Origin of the sequence: Mobilisporobacter senegalensis (assembly GCF_003752155.1) — a bacterium.
Lineage (GTDB): Bacteria > Bacillota > Clostridia > Lachnospirales > Lachnospiraceae > Mobilisporobacter > Mobilisporobacter senegalensis.
In genome coordinates this window covers 44,319-60,055 of sequence record NZ_RJVG01000001.1, presented here as the reverse complement: position 1 = coordinate 60,055, position 15,737 = coordinate 44,319, and the positions used below count along the sequence as shown (strand labels likewise).

16 protein-coding genes are annotated in these 15,737 nt (G+C 35.3%); all 16 read left to right on the top strand.

All coding sequences use genetic code 11. From position 1 onward, the window contains the following. Positions 1 to 102 precede the first annotated feature (102 nt). Positions 103 to 1,044, top strand: coding sequence for an ABC transporter permease (locus tag EDD66_RS00250; protein ID WP_123607540.1), 942 nt, complete (start codon positions 103 to 105; stop codon positions 1,042 to 1,044). Beyond that, positions 1,037 to 2,104 carry an oligopeptide ABC transporter permease gene (gene opp3C / locus EDD66_RS00245; RefSeq protein ID WP_123607539.1) on the top strand — a complete coding sequence of 356 codons (1,068 nt, stop codon included), beginning with the start codon at positions 1,037 to 1,039 and terminating at the stop codon, positions 2,102 to 2,104. Before EDD66_RS00250 ends, opp3C begins: the two co-directional genes overlap by 8 nt. A 9-nt stretch (positions 2,105 to 2,113) precedes the next feature. Beyond that, positions 2,114 to 3,181: an ABC transporter ATP-binding protein gene (locus EDD66_RS00240; RefSeq protein ID WP_123607538.1), complete on the top strand. Its 1,068-nt coding sequence runs from the start codon at positions 2,114 to 2,116 to the stop codon at positions 3,179 to 3,181. Further along, positions 3,182 to 4,117, top strand: coding sequence for an ABC transporter ATP-binding protein (locus EDD66_RS00235; protein ID WP_123607537.1), 936 nt, complete (start codon positions 3,182 to 3,184; stop codon positions 4,115 to 4,117). A 242-nt stretch (positions 4,118 to 4,359) separates the two neighbouring features. Beyond that, positions 4,360 to 5,466 carry a hypothetical protein gene (locus EDD66_RS00230; protein WP_123607536.1) on the top strand — a complete coding sequence of 369 codons (1,107 nt, stop codon included), beginning with the start codon at positions 4,360 to 4,362 and terminating at the stop codon, positions 5,464 to 5,466. A gap of 15 nt (positions 5,467 to 5,481) precedes the next feature. Further along, positions 5,482 to 5,805, top strand: coding sequence for a hypothetical protein (locus EDD66_RS00225; protein ID WP_123607535.1), 324 nt, complete (start codon positions 5,482 to 5,484; stop codon positions 5,803 to 5,805). Positions 5,806 to 5,860: 55 nt separating this feature from the next. Next, complete coding sequence (locus tag EDD66_RS18320; protein ID WP_170164193.1) at positions 5,861 to 6,019, top strand: hypothetical protein; 159 nt, start codon at positions 5,861 to 5,863, stop codon at positions 6,017 to 6,019. After that, a complete protein-coding gene (locus EDD66_RS00220) occupies positions 6,009 to 6,287 on the top strand; it encodes an immunity protein Imm33 domain-containing protein (protein ID WP_123607534.1) in 279 nt (92 codons plus the stop codon). Before EDD66_RS18320 ends, EDD66_RS00220 begins: the two co-directional genes overlap by 11 nt. 131 nt (positions 6,288 to 6,418) lie before the next feature. After that, on the top strand, positions 6,419 to 6,949 hold the full coding sequence (locus EDD66_RS00215; RefSeq protein ID WP_123607533.1) for a VanZ family protein: 531 nt from the start codon (positions 6,419 to 6,421) through the stop codon (positions 6,947 to 6,949). A gap of 1 nt (position 6,950) precedes the next feature. Further along, positions 6,951 to 7,928: a Gfo/Idh/MocA family protein gene (locus EDD66_RS00210; RefSeq protein WP_123607532.1), complete on the top strand. Its 978-nt coding sequence runs from the start codon at positions 6,951 to 6,953 to the stop codon at positions 7,926 to 7,928. Between the two features lie 435 nt (positions 7,929 to 8,363). Next, the gene (locus EDD66_RS00205) at positions 8,364 to 8,579 is read left to right on the top strand and encodes a CsbD family protein (RefSeq protein ID WP_123607531.1); all 216 of its coding nucleotides are present in this window, start codon (positions 8,364 to 8,366) and stop codon (positions 8,577 to 8,579) included. 116 nt (positions 8,580 to 8,695) lie between these two features. Further along, positions 8,696 to 10,024, top strand: coding sequence for an extracellular solute-binding protein (locus EDD66_RS00200; protein WP_123607530.1), 1,329 nt, complete (start codon positions 8,696 to 8,698; stop codon positions 10,022 to 10,024). Between the two features lie 44 nt (positions 10,025 to 10,068). After that, positions 10,069 to 10,953, top strand: coding sequence for a carbohydrate ABC transporter permease (locus EDD66_RS00195; RefSeq protein WP_123607529.1), 885 nt, complete (start codon positions 10,069 to 10,071; stop codon positions 10,951 to 10,953). A gap of 3 nt (positions 10,954 to 10,956) precedes the next feature. Then, a complete protein-coding gene (locus tag EDD66_RS00190; protein ID WP_123607528.1) occupies positions 10,957 to 11,793 on the top strand; it encodes a carbohydrate ABC transporter permease in 837 nt (278 codons plus the stop codon). An 8-nt stretch (positions 11,794 to 11,801) separates the two neighbouring features. After that, positions 11,802 to 13,913 (top strand): glycoside hydrolase family 3 C-terminal domain-containing protein, encoded by a 2,112-nt coding sequence (locus EDD66_RS00185; RefSeq protein WP_123607527.1) that lies wholly within the window; start codon positions 11,802 to 11,804, stop codon positions 13,911 to 13,913. Positions 13,914 to 13,999: 86 nt separating this feature from the next. After that, the gene (locus EDD66_RS00180; protein WP_170164192.1) at positions 14,000 to 15,730 is read left to right on the top strand and encodes a cache domain-containing sensor histidine kinase; all 1,731 of its coding nucleotides are present in this window, start codon (positions 14,000 to 14,002) and stop codon (positions 15,728 to 15,730) included. Positions 15,731 to 15,737: the final 7 nt, after the last annotated feature.

Below are 15,737 nucleotides of genomic sequence, written 5' to 3'. Positions count from 1 at the left end.
CGACTCATCTGATAGAACAAAAGCAACTACTATATTAAAAAAGAAGTCCCAAGTGTATTTCAGCTTAGGACTTCTTGGCTTTATCTGAAAGGAATGAATTAATTGAGGAAATATATCTTAAAAAGAATAGGAATTTCTTTTATCACTTTAATGGCTATTCTTTTAATACTATTTTTAATGCTGGAATTTATGCCAGGCTCTCCATTTAACGATGAAAAGTTAAATGAAGCTCAGGTTGCTATTTTAAATGCCAAATATGGGCTTGATAAGCCGGTTGTAATCCGATTTTTTAATTATATAAAGAATATGTTAACAGGAGATTTTGGAGTATCGTATACAATCTCCAAGAACACTGCAATTACCACTTTACTTGAGACAAGGCTTCCAATCTCAATCCGTATTGGAGGCCAGGCAGTTTTGCTTGGGACTTTCATTGGATTGATTCTGGGCCTGATCGCCGCATTAAAGCATAATACCATATATGATACGATCACCACAGTAATATCTGTACTTGGTGTGAGTCTGCCATCTTATGTATTTGCATTAGCCCTGTCTTACACTTTAGGTTTTCAGTTGAAATGGTTTCCACTTCTCTATCAGCCGGAAGCAGTTGTCAAATCTTCTGTTCTTCCGACTATATCTCTTTGCATGTTTACAGTTGCAACAGTAGCACGCTTTACAAGAACAGAAATGTTAGAAGTATTAGGCTCTGATTATATGCTGCTTGCAGAAAGCAAAGGTCTTTCCGGCGGTCGGATAATTCTTGTTCATGGGTTAAGAAATGCCTTGATTCCTATTATTACCGTATTAGCTCCATTAGTTGTTGGTCTAATGACAGGTTCCTTAGTAATCGAGAAAATTTTCTCCATTCCGGGTATCGGAAGTCTCCTGGTAAATGCAATTCAGGCTAATGATTATAATGTTATCATTACACTGGCATTTATCTATAGTGCCCTGTATATTGGCATTATGCTGGTAGTTGACATTTTATATGGTGTGATCGATCCAAGAATTCGATTAGCAAAGGGGGATGGGAATGAATAATTTAATTCAGGAGGCAGAGAATACTGTATTTGAATTCCAACCGAAAGATTTTGAACCGGCAGAGAATCATAATATAAACATTGACAAAGTGTATGCAGCAAAATCTTATTGGAAAGATGTATTATCCACATTTTTGAAAAATAAAGGTGCAATTGTAGGTTTGATTGCTATTATAATGATTGGGATTATGGCTATGATAGGACCGGATTTAAGTGGTCATACCTATGATGCTCAGATTATTACCCATCAGAATTTAGCTCCCAGAGTACCGGGATTAGAAAAATTCGGCATATTTAACGGTTCCGAAAATATGAATACTTCTACAGGTAAAGTAAAGGTTAACAAATATGTAGATTCCAGTAAAACTACAGGTCTGGAGAATATCTATTATTGGTTTGGCACGGACGTGCTTGGTCGTGATATTTTTACCCGTACCTGGACAGGAACAAGAATTTCTCTGTATATTGCATTGGTCGCTGTTATTGTAGATATGTGTTTTGGTATGAGTTATGGATTGATCAGCGGGTATTTTGGAGGTATGGTGGATAATATTATGCAGCGTTTTGCAGAGATATTAAATGGCATTCCTACTTTGGTTATCGTTACTTTACTAATCTTAGTATTAAAACCGGGATTGACCACTATCACACTGGCCCTGGCTACAACAGGATGGATCGGTATGAGCCGGGTGGCCCGTGCACAGGTACTCAAACTAAAAGAACAGGAATTTATTCTGGCTTCCAAGACATTAGGTGCAAAAGATTTCTATGTCATATTTAAAGAAATACTTCCTAATATCTTTGGTCAGTTAATTATTATGTCCATGTTCTCAATTCCAAATGCAATTTTTACAGAGGCTTTTTTAGCATTTATCGGGCTCGGTGTACCGGCTCCTCTTGCCTCTCTTGGCTCTTTGATCAGCGAAGCATTTAAATCATTTACCACACATCCTTATATGATTATCTTCCCGGTTATTGTATTAGCCATTGTAATGCTGGCTTTTAACATGTTAGCAGATGGCCTTCGTGATGCATTTGACCCTAAGATGAAAGAAATGTAGGTGGTAAATATGGAAAAAGAAAAAGTATTATCAATCAAAGATTTATCCATATCTTTTCAGACTTCTGCGGGAGAAGTGAATGCCATCCGTGGTGTGAATTTAGACTTATATAAGGGAGAAACCATAGCTATTGTAGGGGAATCCGGTTCTGGCAAGTCAGTTACCGTGAAAGCAATTATGGGTATTCTTAGTGGGAATGGAAGAATAAATAGTGGAACGATTGATTTCATGTACCACAGGGGAGAGGAAGAGGTACATGAGGATCTGTTAAAACTGTCCAAGAAAGAAATGTGCCATCGGATTAAAGGGAAGCGTATTGCTATGGTATTTCAGGATCCGATGACATCCTTGAATCCTACCATGACAATTGGAAATCAGATCATGGAAGGAATGAGGTATCATTTTAAAACGCCTAAGCAGGAGGCTCATGAAAAAGCAATTAAATTATTGGAATTGGTAGGAATTACAGAGCCCCAAAAACGTATGAAGAATTATCCCCATCAGCTGTCGGGCGGTATGAGGCAGCGTGTGGTCATTGCCATAGCGCTGGCCTGTGATCCGGAAATATTAATCTGTGACGAACCGACTACCGCACTGGATGTTACAATTCAGGCAAAGATATTGGAACTGATCAAAGAAATTCAAGAAAAAACAAACATTTCAGTTATCTACATTACTCATGATCTAGGAGTGGTTGCTAAAGTTGCAGATTATGTTGGGGTCATGTATGCCGGAAAGATCGTAGAAAAAGGCCTTATCAATGAAATTTTCTATGATCCAAAGCACCCTTATACCTGGGGGCTTCTTTCTGCAATGCCGGATCTTGATACCAATGATGAACTTTTATATACGATTCCAGGCAGTCCTCCCAATCTGTTGAATAAAATAGAAGGAGATGCTTTTGCAGAACGTAACCAGTATGCTTTAAATATTGATCACCGGGTGGAACCTCCCTTATTTAAGGTGACAGATACCCATTATGCCGCTACCTGGTTATTGCATGAGAATGCTCCAGATATTCAGATGCCAATGGAGTTAAAGAATAGAATATATAGAATGTTGGGGGAGGTAGAGTAGATGGAAGAAGGAAAGAAACCTCTTTTAGTAGTAAAAGATTTAAAACAATACTTTAAGATCAATAAAAGATTTATGGTAAAGGCTGTGGATGGAGTATCTTTCGAGGTTTTCCCGGGAGAGACTTATGGTCTGGTGGGAGAATCCGGAAGTGGTAAATCTACCATCGGCCGTTCCATTATCCGATTGTATCAGCCAACTGCAGGGGAAGTAGATTTTAATGGTGTTAAAATCTCTGGAAGATTAACATCAGAGCAGACCAAACATCTTCGTGTTAAAATGCAGATGATTTTTCAGGATCCAATGGCCTGCTTAAATCCACGTAAAAAAGTATTGGATATTATAGCCCAGGGACTTGATATTCATCATTTATATTCCTCCCAGAAAGAACGGGAAGAGAAAGTATATAAGATCCTTAATATGGTTGGCCTCTCCAAAGAACATGCAAACCGCTATCCGCATCAATTCTCAGGAGGTCAAAGGCAACGTATTGGTATTGCCAGAGCACTCATTATGAATCCGGATTTAATTATTGCAGATGAAGCCATCAGTGCCTTAGATGTATCTATTCAGGCACAGGTAGTAAATTTAATGAAAGAGATTCAGAAACAGACCGGTACGGCCATTATGTTCATTGCCCATGATCTGTCCATGGTTAAATATATTTCAGACCGGATCGGTGTACTCCATTTAGGCCATTTGGTTGAGACAGGCACAACAGAAGAAATATTTAATAACCCCATTCACCCATATACAAAATCTTTACTTTCTGCAATTCCTCATCCAAATCCTAAGGTGGAAAAGGACAGAATTGCGATCAGTTATGATTATACTACTTCCGGCATAGATTACCGCCTTGGAACAAAGCACCATGTTGAAGGAGAACATTATGTGCTGGGTACAGAGGAAGAGATTACAAGATGGAGGGAAGGGGATTAGTGATATCCATTTCCAAAATGATCTTATATAGTAATAATCAAAAAAACAGTCAGCAGATGGTACATTGCTGACTGTTTTTTGTTTTTAAATATTCAAATTTTCTATTGACACTAACAAACGAATTAGGTGCACACTGTTATTGTAAAGTAATTATTAGCCGTATCTTAATATCAATCCATTTATATAAACTGATATTTAGATTACGACTCAATATACATGAGATATTAAGGAGGGAGTAGTTGATGAGTACATTAGTTGTGTCTTATCATGATCTGGAAGATGCAGCAAAAGATGCAAGAAAAGCTGCAGCACTGTTAGAAGAATATGGAGAAACAATTGAAGAAAAGATATGTAAAAAACTAAAAGAATACAGTGGAAGCTGGACAAGCAATATTGACGTGGCAGACCAGTTAATGAGAGATAAGTTAGTACAGTTAAGGCAGAAACAAGAGGATTTTGAAACTCTGGCATCTAATATTGAAACTTTTAAGAATAATTGTGTCACAGCCGATAATAATGTAAAGGTTGCAATTGAATCTCTGTCAGGAGATTTTAAAAATACCTATGGAATCAAAGAAAATATAGTAACAAAGTGGTTCAACTATATAGGTACGGAAATCGGTAATTCAAGTGCATTAGGAAGATATCTGAAAGATATCGGGAATACCATAGAAGTGGCAGTCACCGATGGAATCGAGAATATAAAGGACTGGTATAAATATGAAGGTGGTAAATATATCATAGATGATATAGTGACAGTAGCATTAGTTACACTGGAAGTAGTAGGAGCAGTGGTTGCCATAGCTTCCGGAGTAGGAGCCATTGTAGCCATAGCAACCGTTATAGCCACAACTATGACAGTTGCAAATGGTCTGACCTCGATATATAATAATTCTAAAGCATATAATGCGATGCAGAACGAGAATCCGGCATGGGCAATGAGATATGCCGGAAGAGATACCCTTACGGAACAAATGAGGGAAACCAGTGATAGTAAATTTGTTCATAATCTTGCAACAGGACTTGATGTATTAGAAACATCTGCAGGGCTTATAGTAAAACAATTTTGGAATCAAGAAAGAGAACGTATATTAGCTGGGCAGAATCCAACAAGAAATTGGTCACAAGAACAGCTTAATGACATTTTACAAGGTAACGTCCCCAAGTATAATGGTAAGCCTATTCAAGGACATCATACATATAGTGCTTCTAAGTATCCACATTTATCTAACGAGGGTGAAGTTATTTATCCAGTAACAAAAAATGAGCATTTACAAGGATGGCATGGGGGTAATTATAAAAAAAGTTTACCCGGAGAGCCAATAGTAGAGATAATAGATTTTGAGTAGAGGAGATCATATAATATGGATAAAATCTCAATTAAGATAATTAAAGATGCTAAAATCACAGAGTATATAAAAATTATTAGAAAGTATTATGATATATCAGTCGGTGAGCTAAAGAGTAAAATTGATAATAATTTATATTTAATGAATGTGGGTTATACCGATGAAGAAGGAATCAAAAATATAGTTAATCTTTATTATGAACTTAGCAACTATGGTGCAAATGTTGAATTATATGAGCATGATAGGATTACTTCGATTACATTTCTGAATAATTTGTTAAATATGTATAGTGAAATTAGTCAAGATATCCAAGAATCTGATGATGAACTTTTGGAGTAAAAAGGGAAATTTAGCCAATGTATAAATTAAAGAATAAGACATGATATGGTTAAAAATGGAAGCTAGTAGAGGTGATGATTTTTATTGTCTAATGGTGCAGTCAAATTATAATTGTAAAGATAAATATGGTAAATCATGTCTTGATTATGCAAATGAATTTTTATGGAGAAAAGGGTTTATTGAACTGGTGGAGGAATTAGAGCATGATAAATAATATTGCTTATGGAGGTTTTGTTGTTTCGAATAACATTTTAAAGGGTGTACCAATACGGTATAGTTATCGTGAACAGAGTAGTATAAAACAATTGAATGGTTGGACTCTTTTATCTGAAAAAGATGATAATAATTATGTAAATAATCCGAAGAATTTTACAATCATAAATGCTGAGTCTATGTACAAAATAGCGCCCCAATTACTTGAAATATATGAGGCTCCATATGGAAAGCAGATCTGCTATTGTCATCTCACGAAAATATATTAATAAAGCAAGATTTTTTTGCAATTAGAGTTAACTCTATCCTTAATATTATGCTAGTAACTCATATTGTATTATTTAAGCAGAAATAGTATAATTTGTTAATGACATCGTAAAAATATTAAAGTGAGGTATATTTGAAAATTTTATCATTTAATGAAAGAAAAAAATTAAAAGAAAAATACAAATTATTAAATTTCCTTCCTGCTATCTGCGTAATGATAGGGATATTTTATTTTTCATCACAAACAGCAGTCCAATCTTCCGGATTGAGTGGTAATATAACAGAAAATATCATGGAAGTCATAAAAAATTTTTTAAATATACAGGAAGATATTAAAACGAATAACGTCTTCTTTCAGTTAGCAGAGACCATAATTCGTAAATCTGCTCATATGATGGAATATGCAGTACTAGCTGTAACAATTGCATATCCATTAAAAATATATGGAAATCAGGGTTTGAGATTAATGATATGGAGTGAACTGATATCTGTATTATACGCTGTCACAGATGAATTTCATCAATTATTTGTTCCTGGAAGATCAGGACAGTTGACGGATGTATTTATTGATGGAATTGGAGCACTTATTGGATGCATACTTTTTTGGCTGATAAGTAATATTATAGCCAAGAAGATTAATACAAAGAGAAACAGGAGGAATTGAAATGATGAAACAGGTAAATTGGGGTGTCCTTGGAACTGCTAATATTGCAAAGAAAGTTACGATTCCCGCGATGCTTAAAGCAAATAACTGCAAACTATATGGTATTGCAGGCAGAAATAAAGAAAAAGTAGATGAGTTTAAAGAAACTTTTGGTTTTGAAAAAGCATATTACAGTCTGGAAGAAATGTTAGAAGATGAGAATATCGAAGCAGTATATATTCCACTTCCTAATAATCTGCATAAGGAATGGGTCATTAAAGCAGCCAGAAGAGGCAAAAATATCTTGTGTGAAAAGCCTCTGGCTGGTTCAGAAGAAGATGTAAAAGAGATGATCCGTGTTTGTGATGAAGAAGGCGTTATATTTATGGAGGCATTTGCTTATCTCCATAGCCCTGTTATAAAAGAAATAAAAGATATATTGGATTCCGGTGCCATTGGGGAGTTCTCATTTATGGAAAGCACTTTTGTCACTCCAAGAAATCCGGATGAAAATATCCGTATGAATTTAGAGACGTTAGGTGGTTCAGTATATGATTTAGGATGTTATAATATTTCCTTAATATTAACTATGCTGGGAGAAGAACCTGATGAAGTGAAAGCAATCGCACATTTCACTGAGAAAAAAATTGATGATTTTGCAACTGCCTACTTTGGCTTTGCAGATGGTAAAAAAGCTTGTTTTACAACGGGAATGTGCTCTGTCCAGAGGGGCGACCGTTTCTTTATCTATGGGACAAAGGGAATTATTGAAGCACCGGTACAATTTAATCAGGAAGGGGAAATTAGCTATTATATTGTGAAAGACGGTGTAAGAGAAGAATATACGGTTTCCACACCAAATAACTATACTTTAGAAGTGGAACAATTGGGAAGATGTATTACAGATGGAGAAAAGCCATATGTAAACCATGATTTTTCTATTATCAATGCAAGAACCATAGACAGAGTTTTAAAAGATATGGGATATCAAGTTAGTTGATAGAATATAAAATAAATTTAATAGGATAATATAAAACATCTATATGATACTTTCTTAAACAAATAGGAGTGGGATCATATAGATGTTTTTTAGAGTAGTACATTATCTTAAGAATGCCATCATCAGTTTATGCAATAGGGAATAGTATAATTTTACAATTTTGCGCTAATATTATTCACGATAAGCAGATTAGTCCGTAATGGATATGACATTCCCCATGCTTGCATGGGATAATGTCATGTTCATTATGGATAAGTGCAACGTGAGTGAGAAAAACGCAGTTTTTCGATCTTCTAATCTGCACTAATGAAATGGTCCAATGTCTGAGCACCATGGATAAGTGCAAGGTGAGTGAAAAAAACGAAGTTTTCCCCGTTCCTAATCTGCATTATAGAAATGGTTCAATAATAAATACTTATGCAGGAGGCAAATAATATGAAAGACAATCTAAAAAACGAAAAAGACATGTTTGTAGGAAAAATGAAAGAAAAGGCTGGAAATATCACTGGAGATAATGAACTTGAATTGAAAGGCAAAATGCAGGCTATGAAAGGAAACATTGGAAGTTCTTTAGAAGAAATGAAAGAAGATGCAATGGAAATAACCAATGATCTCATAGATAAAGTAAGAGACAAAAAGAAGAGACCATGACAAATATGTAAAATTTATACGTAAAAAAAATACGTATAGTGGTAAAGATAATACGTTCAAAAAAAGATATAAAATTGACTATAATAGGGTTACAAAAATGTATTGGAGGAATGGAAATGAAAAAAAATCTCAAAAAGTTACTAGCAGTTTTACTTAGTACAACCATGATATTCTCTCTTTCAGCATGTGGTGGCAACAAAACCGATGAAGCCAAAGATGAAAGCAATAATGGGGCTGTAGAAGAGACCACTGATGAAAAAGATGAAGAGATCGGGTTAACTCTTTGGAGTATTGCAACAGAAAGTGATGCTTTTAACAATGCTTACACAAAAGCAATCGCTGATTATGAAGCAGCACATCCAGGAACCAAAATCACTCATGAAACATTCGAAAATGAGTCTTACAAAACTAAAATTAAATCAGCTGTAGCAGCGAATGAACTTCCAGACCTATTCTATACCTGGGGTGGCGGTTTTTCAAAATCATTCGTTGAATCAGGTAAAGTATTACCACTTGATCAATATTATACAGATGAATTTAAGGCTCAGTTATCAACAGCTGCCTTAAATAATGCGACTTATGGCGGAAAGCTATATGGATCAACTTATACAACACCAGTATCAGCATTATTCTACAACAGAGCAATGTTTGATAAATATGGTTTAAAAGCTCCTACTACCTGGGATGAATTTAAAAATGTCTGCCAGACTTTTCTTGATAATGATATTACACCAATTGGTATCAGTGTAAAAGATACCTGGGTACTTGCAATGACTCATGATGCATTTACGTTAAAATCAGCCGGACCGGACAAAACAGCAAAAGCAATTACGAAAAATGGCGTAAGCTATAATGATCCTGATTTCCTGGCATCAGCGCAAAAAATCAAAGAATTAGTGGATATGGGAGCATTTATTGAAGGTGCGACTGGTCTGTCTAATGATGAAGCAAGTGCTAATTTCTATAACGGAACAGTTCCTATGTATATTACAGGAAGCTGGATGGGTGGTTCTATCTTAACAGACGCTCCTAATCCGGATGACTTTGATGTGGCTCCAATCCCTGTAATTAATGGTGATAATGCCAAAATTACAGATTTCATGGGTGGTGCAGCTGATACGATTATGGTCAGCAACGCAACAAAATATCCAGATGCAGCTGGTAATGCAGTATTTGAATTAACCAGAAGTATCTCAAAATATGCTTACCTTGATGGTGCCGGTATCGCAGCATGGCAGGTAGATTATGACGACAGTTCTGTAAATCCTATTACTAAGAAAGTTGCAGAATATGCAACAGGAGCAACTTCATTTACATTATGGTTTGATACTTTAATGGATGCAAATGATGCTGGTGAATACCTTGCATTATTACAAGAATTATATATTGGTAACTTAACACCGGAAGAATTTGTTGAAGCTATGGCTGCTCAATTAGAAGGTTAACAGTTATTCAATTTGTTCGTGCAAACTTACCGGGAGGAATTTGAATGGAGAAAGTAAGACGTAATAAAATCGCAATATGTTTATTTATGCTTCCGGCTGTAGTGCTGTTTGCAATGATAATTATAATTCCAATATTTATGTCATCCTATTATAGCCTTCTTGACTGGGATGGAATAACGAAAGGAGTATTTGTAGGGTTAGATAATTTTAAAGAACTCTTTACAAGTAAATCTGCAGGTTTTCCTAAAACAATAAAGAATGCAATGTTATTGGCAGTTTTATCTACCTTTATACAATTACCAATCTCTCTCTTCTTTGCCATAATTCTTGGCAAAGGAGTGAAGGGAGAGAAGTTTTATGTTGCAGTATTCTTTATTCCGGTATTAATCTCAACAACTGTAATTGGACAATTATGGTTAAAGATCTATAATCCAGACTATGGTATTGTAAATGCGGGACTTAAATTTTTGGGACTAGATAATCTGACGCATGTATGGCTTGGAGAACAAGACACAGCTTTATTTGCAGTCTTTATACCAATATTGTGGCAATATGTTGGGTATCATATGTTACTTATGTATGCCGGAGTGAAATCCATTTCTACAGAACTTAGAGAAGCAGCTAAGATAGATGGTGCGACAGAATGGGGAATCGCCAGATATGTTACGATTCCTTTATTAAAACCAATCATCAGGATATGTGTAATTTTTGCTGTTACAGGTTCTTTAAAAGCATTTGATCTGATCTATGTTTTAACGAATGGAGGACCTGCACATGCAAGTGAAGTACCAAGTACATTAATGGTTTCAATGATATTTGGCAGAAACAGATATGGACTGGGAAGTGCTATTGCACTTATGATTATCTTTTTATGTTTCTTCTTTGCCATATTAATACGTAAATTATTTAAGACAGAGGAGGTGGAATAGCAGATGAAGACGAAAAAATTTAAATTAGGCAGGTTCATCATTACGATCGTTTTAGTATTCTGGGCCATTATTCAGTTATTCCCTCTTTATTGGATGTTTACTTTTTCATTGAAAGATAATAGTGAAATATTTGGGGCAAATATTATTGGCTTACCTCACAATTGGATATGGGAGAATTATACAACAGCTTTGACAAAAGGTAATGTAGGCCTCTATTTCTTTAATAGTATAGTTGTTACAGGGCTAACGATTGCTTTAACAACAATAGCGGCTCTAATGGCAACTTATGCATTAACAAGAATGGTATGGAAGGGCAGAAAAGCAGCAAACAATATTTTTATGCTGGGACTCACTGTACCTATTCATGCAGCTATATTACCGGTATTTATTATTCTGCGAAATTTAAGAATGACAAATTCATACCAATCACTGATTATACCATATTCAGCTTTTGCATTAGCTATGGCAATTATGATTAGTAGTAGTTTTATAGAAAGTATTCCAAAAGAATTAGAAGAAGCAGCTTGTATTGACGGCTGCGGAGTATATGGAATTTTTGGGCGTATTATCTTACCCCTAATGAAACCAGCATTAGCAACAATATCTATTTTTGTATTTTTACAGGCATGGAACGAATTAATGTTTGCTGTTATATTTATTAGTGACTCAAAATATAGAACATTATCCGTAGGGATTCAGACACTTTCAGGATCATATACAACAGATTGGGGGCCAATTGGTGCAGCCCTTGTAATTGCTACATTCCCAACTTTAATTGTATATAGTTTAATGAGTGGAAGGATTCAGGAAAGTTTAGTTATGGGAGCAGTGAAAGGATAGGTGGCAGAATGTATTATCAAGATGAGTTTAAGCAACGAGCCAAAGAACTTGTAGCAAAGATGACATTAGAAGAGAGGGCTGGTCAGCTTACCTATAATTCTCCTGCAATAAAAAGGCTGGGTATTCCGGCTTATAATTGGTGGAATGAAGCGTTACACGGAGTGGCCCGTGCAGGAACTGCCACCAGTTTTCCCCAGGCAATCGGCTTGGCAGCTATCTTTGATGAAGAATTTTTAAGTAAGATTGCGGATACGATCGCTACGGAAGGCAGAGCAAAATATAATGAAAGTGCAAAACATGAGGATAGAGATATCTATAAAGGGCTTACTTTCTGGTCCCCTAATGTAAATATATTCAGAGATCCACGTTGGGGCAGAGGCCATGAAACTTATGGTGAAGACCCTTATCTATCTGGCAGACTCGGTGTTGCTTTTATTAAAGGAATGCAGGGAGAAGGCAGATACCTAAAGGGAGCAGCCTGTGCAAAACATTTTGCGGTACACAGTGGTCCGGAAGATCTGCGTCATGAGTTTGACGCAAGAGTGAACGATAAGGATCTTTATGAAACTTATCTTCCGGCTTTTGAAGCATGTGTGAAAGAAGCCCAGGTGGAAGCAGTAATGGGTGCCTACAATAGGACGAATGGGGAACCATGTTGTGGAAGCCATACCCTGTTAAAAGATATTCTTAGAGATAAATGGGAATTTGATGGTCATGTTGTATCTGATTGCTGGGCAATTAAAGATTTTCACATGCACCATCATGTAACAAGTACAGCAGAAGAATCTGTAGCATTAGCAATGGATGCGGGATGTGATTTAAACTGTGGAAATATGTATCTATATTTAATGCAGGCTCATAAAAATGGACTTGTAACAGAAGAACAAATTACACAGGCAGCAGAAAGATTATTTACGACCAGATTTAAACTTGGTCTATTCGAGAAAACAGAATATGATGATATTCCATATGAGATGGTAGAATGTAAGGAACATACTGAGTTAGCAATTGAAGCGGCTAGAAAAAGTATCGTTATGTTAAAGAATGATGGAATTCTTCCTATAGATAAGAATAATATTAAAACAGTTGGTGTGATCGGGCCAAATGCAAACAGCAGGCTTGCATTAAAAGGTAACTACTATGGAACCTCTTCCAGATATATCACTCTTCTTGAGGGAATTCAAGATGAAGTCGGGGAAGAAGTAAGGGTATTATATTCCAAAGGTTGTGAATTGATCAAAAGTAAAACAGAAACTCTCGCTGAGGAACATGACCGGTTAATGGAAGCTGTAACTGTTGCAGAACATTCGGATATAGTTATCCTATGTCTTGGTCTTGATGAAACCATTGAAGGTGAAGAGTTAGATGAAGGCAACAACAGTGGTTCAGGAGATAAAAAGGATTTAGAACTTCCAGAAGTACAGAGACGTTTATTAGAAAAGATTACGAAATTAGGCAAACCGGTCATTCTTTGCTTAATCGCAGGCAGTGCAATTAATTTATCATTTGCAGACGAACATTGCAATGGTATTTTACAGACCTGGTATCCAGGGGCTCGTGGTGGGAAAGCAGTAGCTGACATTCTTTTTGGAAAATGTTCTCCGTCGGGAAAACTGCCTGTAACTTTCTACCGTACGCTTGACAATATGCCTGAATTCACAGATTACTCAATGACAAATAGGACTTACAGATTTATGAAAGAGGAAGCCTTATATCCGTTCGGATATGGTTTAACTTATGGTAATGTAGTTTGTACCTCTGCAAAATTTGTTGAACCGATTGTCCAAAATAAAGATATTAAAATAGAAGTGGATGTGGAAAATAAAGGTGATTTTGGAACAGAGGAAGTAATTCAGGTATATATTAAAGATTTAGAATCAAAATATGCAGTTTTAAACTACAGTCTGTGCGGTTTTAAAAGAATTAGATTAGAATCCAATGAAAAGAAAAAAATAAATATATCTTTCCCATTTCAGTCTCTGAAAGTGATAAATGAGAAGGGAGAGAAAATATTAGATAGTAGTAAGTTCAGAGTTCATGTTGGTACGAGTCAGCCAGATGAGAGAAGTACTAAGTTATTAGGCAATCCACCTTTACAACTATCCTTACAATTAAAATAATATCTAGTTTGTCAATGAACTTTTCAAATAGAATCCCATTTGCTACAATGTAATAAATGGGATCTATTTGTATAGGGGGCAGACAAATGAAAAGACATATGGCAAGAAGAATGAAAAAATGGTTTTTGACTCAGAAACTAAAAGATAAGGTCAGGTATTTATTCTTAGGAATCATAGGATTATATTTAGTACTGTTTGTCTTTATTTATATATTCTTTATTAAAAGAAGTATGCTGAATTATACATTGGAAAGTAATTATAATACAATGATATCCATTGGAAACAACTTAAACAGTGAGCTTAGTACCATTAATAGTATGAGTAAGCTTTTAACAGGGAATAGTAATATTAATACGTATCTTCTAAAAGATAAACCTGGTACAAGATTTTCCCATAATGCAATTACTTCTATGTATGATATAACCAATACTTTTAAATATGTAAGTTCTGTTTACCTATATCGGCTGGATGGGAAATATATCCATATCACAAATGGTATTACAATTGTGAATCAATATATCCTGGAAGAGGAGGAATGGTTCAAAGAAATCGTAGATGCAAGAGGCGGATATGTTTTGGACGTAAATGGCGGTGGTGCCTTTTTTCGAAAATCAGGGAAGCCTCTCATATCCTTTATGCGTATTGTAAACGATATTGAAACACAACAACCGATTGGTTTAATGATCATAAATCTATCGGATGACATATTAAAAGATTCCTATAAAGATATGACAAGTGATGATAAGCAATTCTATTATTATGATAAAAATTTAAAGTTAATTAACCAGGGTATTGACACAGAATTAGAGCGTGATATTGAAATTACGAGTAAAACATTTAATCAGACAACCATTGGTCCATTTGGAAATAAAAAAATTTTATCCTATTATCATATCCCTGAAACACCTTTTGTAATTGCAGGGATTGAAAAAATGTCGTATGTAGAATTCATTCCATCAAATGCAACATGGATTATTATTTCATTGATCATATTAACGATTCTTTCCTTAATATTAATCGGACTTTTTATCTCTATGTATATTACCACTCCAATAGAGCGCCTGGTTCAATCCATGGATGTTGCAAAAAGAGGATGGCTGAGAAGAGTTAGTCTAAAGCTTCCTGATGATGAAATTGGTCATTTAAAGAATAGTTATAATAACATGCTTGTGGCTATTAATCAACTAATTAACGAACTCTTAGAGAATGAAAAGGCAATGCAGAAAGCAGAGCTGGATGTATTACAAGAACAAATCAAACCCCATTTTTTATATAATACGTTAGATACCATAGCATATCTTGCACTTCAGGAATCTTCTGAGAATGTGTATGATGCGATAGAAACATTAGGAAACTTTTACCGCAGATTTTTAAGTAAAGGAAGTAAAGTAATTTCTATAAGGGATGAAGTGGCTATTGTAAAAGATTATCTAAAATTACAAAAACTTCGTTATGATGATATCATAGAGGATGAATATGATCTTTGTGATGATCTCCTTGAAGTGCATGTTCCCAAATTAATACTTCAGCCCCTTGTTGAAAACAGTATTTATCATGGAATTCGACTCAAAGGCGAAAAAGGATTAATAAAAATTTCAGTATTTCAAAAAGATGATTTCATTCATATTGTTGTCTATGATAGTGGAGTTGGTATGAATGAAGAACAACTGGATCAGATTATGCAGGACAATAATAAAAGTTTTGGTTTTAAAGGAACGATAGAAAGAATTCAGTATTACTATGGCAAGGAAGATGTCTTTGAGATTAAGAGTGTAGAAGGAATCTATACTGAGATCGACCTTAAAATTCCTTTATAGGGGGAAC

Coding starts and splice junctions, on each gene's coding strand:
- opp3C (WP_123607539.1), top strand. CDS start 1,037: ATGAATAATTTAATTCAGGAGGCAGAGAATACTGTATTTGAATTCCAA.
- EDD66_RS00240 (WP_123607538.1), top strand. CDS start 2,114: ATGGAAAAAGAAAAAGTATTATCAATCAAAGATTTATCCATATCTTTT.
- EDD66_RS00235 (WP_123607537.1), top strand. CDS start 3,182: ATGGAAGAAGGAAAGAAACCTCTTTTAGTAGTAAAAGATTTAAAACAA.
- EDD66_RS00230 (WP_123607536.1), top strand. CDS start 4,360: ATGAGTACATTAGTTGTGTCTTATCATGATCTGGAAGATGCAGCAAAA.
- EDD66_RS00225 (WP_123607535.1), top strand. CDS start 5,482: ATGGATAAAATCTCAATTAAGATAATTAAAGATGCTAAAATCACAGAG.
- EDD66_RS18320 (WP_170164193.1), top strand. CDS start 5,861: ATGGAAGCTAGTAGAGGTGATGATTTTTATTGTCTAATGGTGCAGTCA.
- EDD66_RS00220 (WP_123607534.1), top strand. CDS start 6,009: ATGATAAATAATATTGCTTATGGAGGTTTTGTTGTTTCGAATAACATT.
- EDD66_RS00210 (WP_123607532.1), top strand. CDS start 6,951: ATGATGAAACAGGTAAATTGGGGTGTCCTTGGAACTGCTAATATTGCA.
- EDD66_RS00205 (WP_123607531.1), top strand. CDS start 8,364: ATGAAAGACAATCTAAAAAACGAAAAAGACATGTTTGTAGGAAAAATG.
- EDD66_RS00200 (WP_123607530.1), top strand. CDS start 8,696: ATGAAAAAAAATCTCAAAAAGTTACTAGCAGTTTTACTTAGTACAACC.
- EDD66_RS00195 (WP_123607529.1), top strand. CDS start 10,069: ATGGAGAAAGTAAGACGTAATAAAATCGCAATATGTTTATTTATGCTT.
- EDD66_RS00190 (WP_123607528.1), top strand. CDS start 10,957: ATGAAGACGAAAAAATTTAAATTAGGCAGGTTCATCATTACGATCGTT.
- EDD66_RS00185 (WP_123607527.1), top strand. CDS start 11,802: ATGTATTATCAAGATGAGTTTAAGCAACGAGCCAAAGAACTTGTAGCA.
- EDD66_RS00180 (WP_170164192.1), top strand. CDS start 14,000: ATGAAAAGACATATGGCAAGAAGAATGAAAAAATGGTTTTTGACTCAG.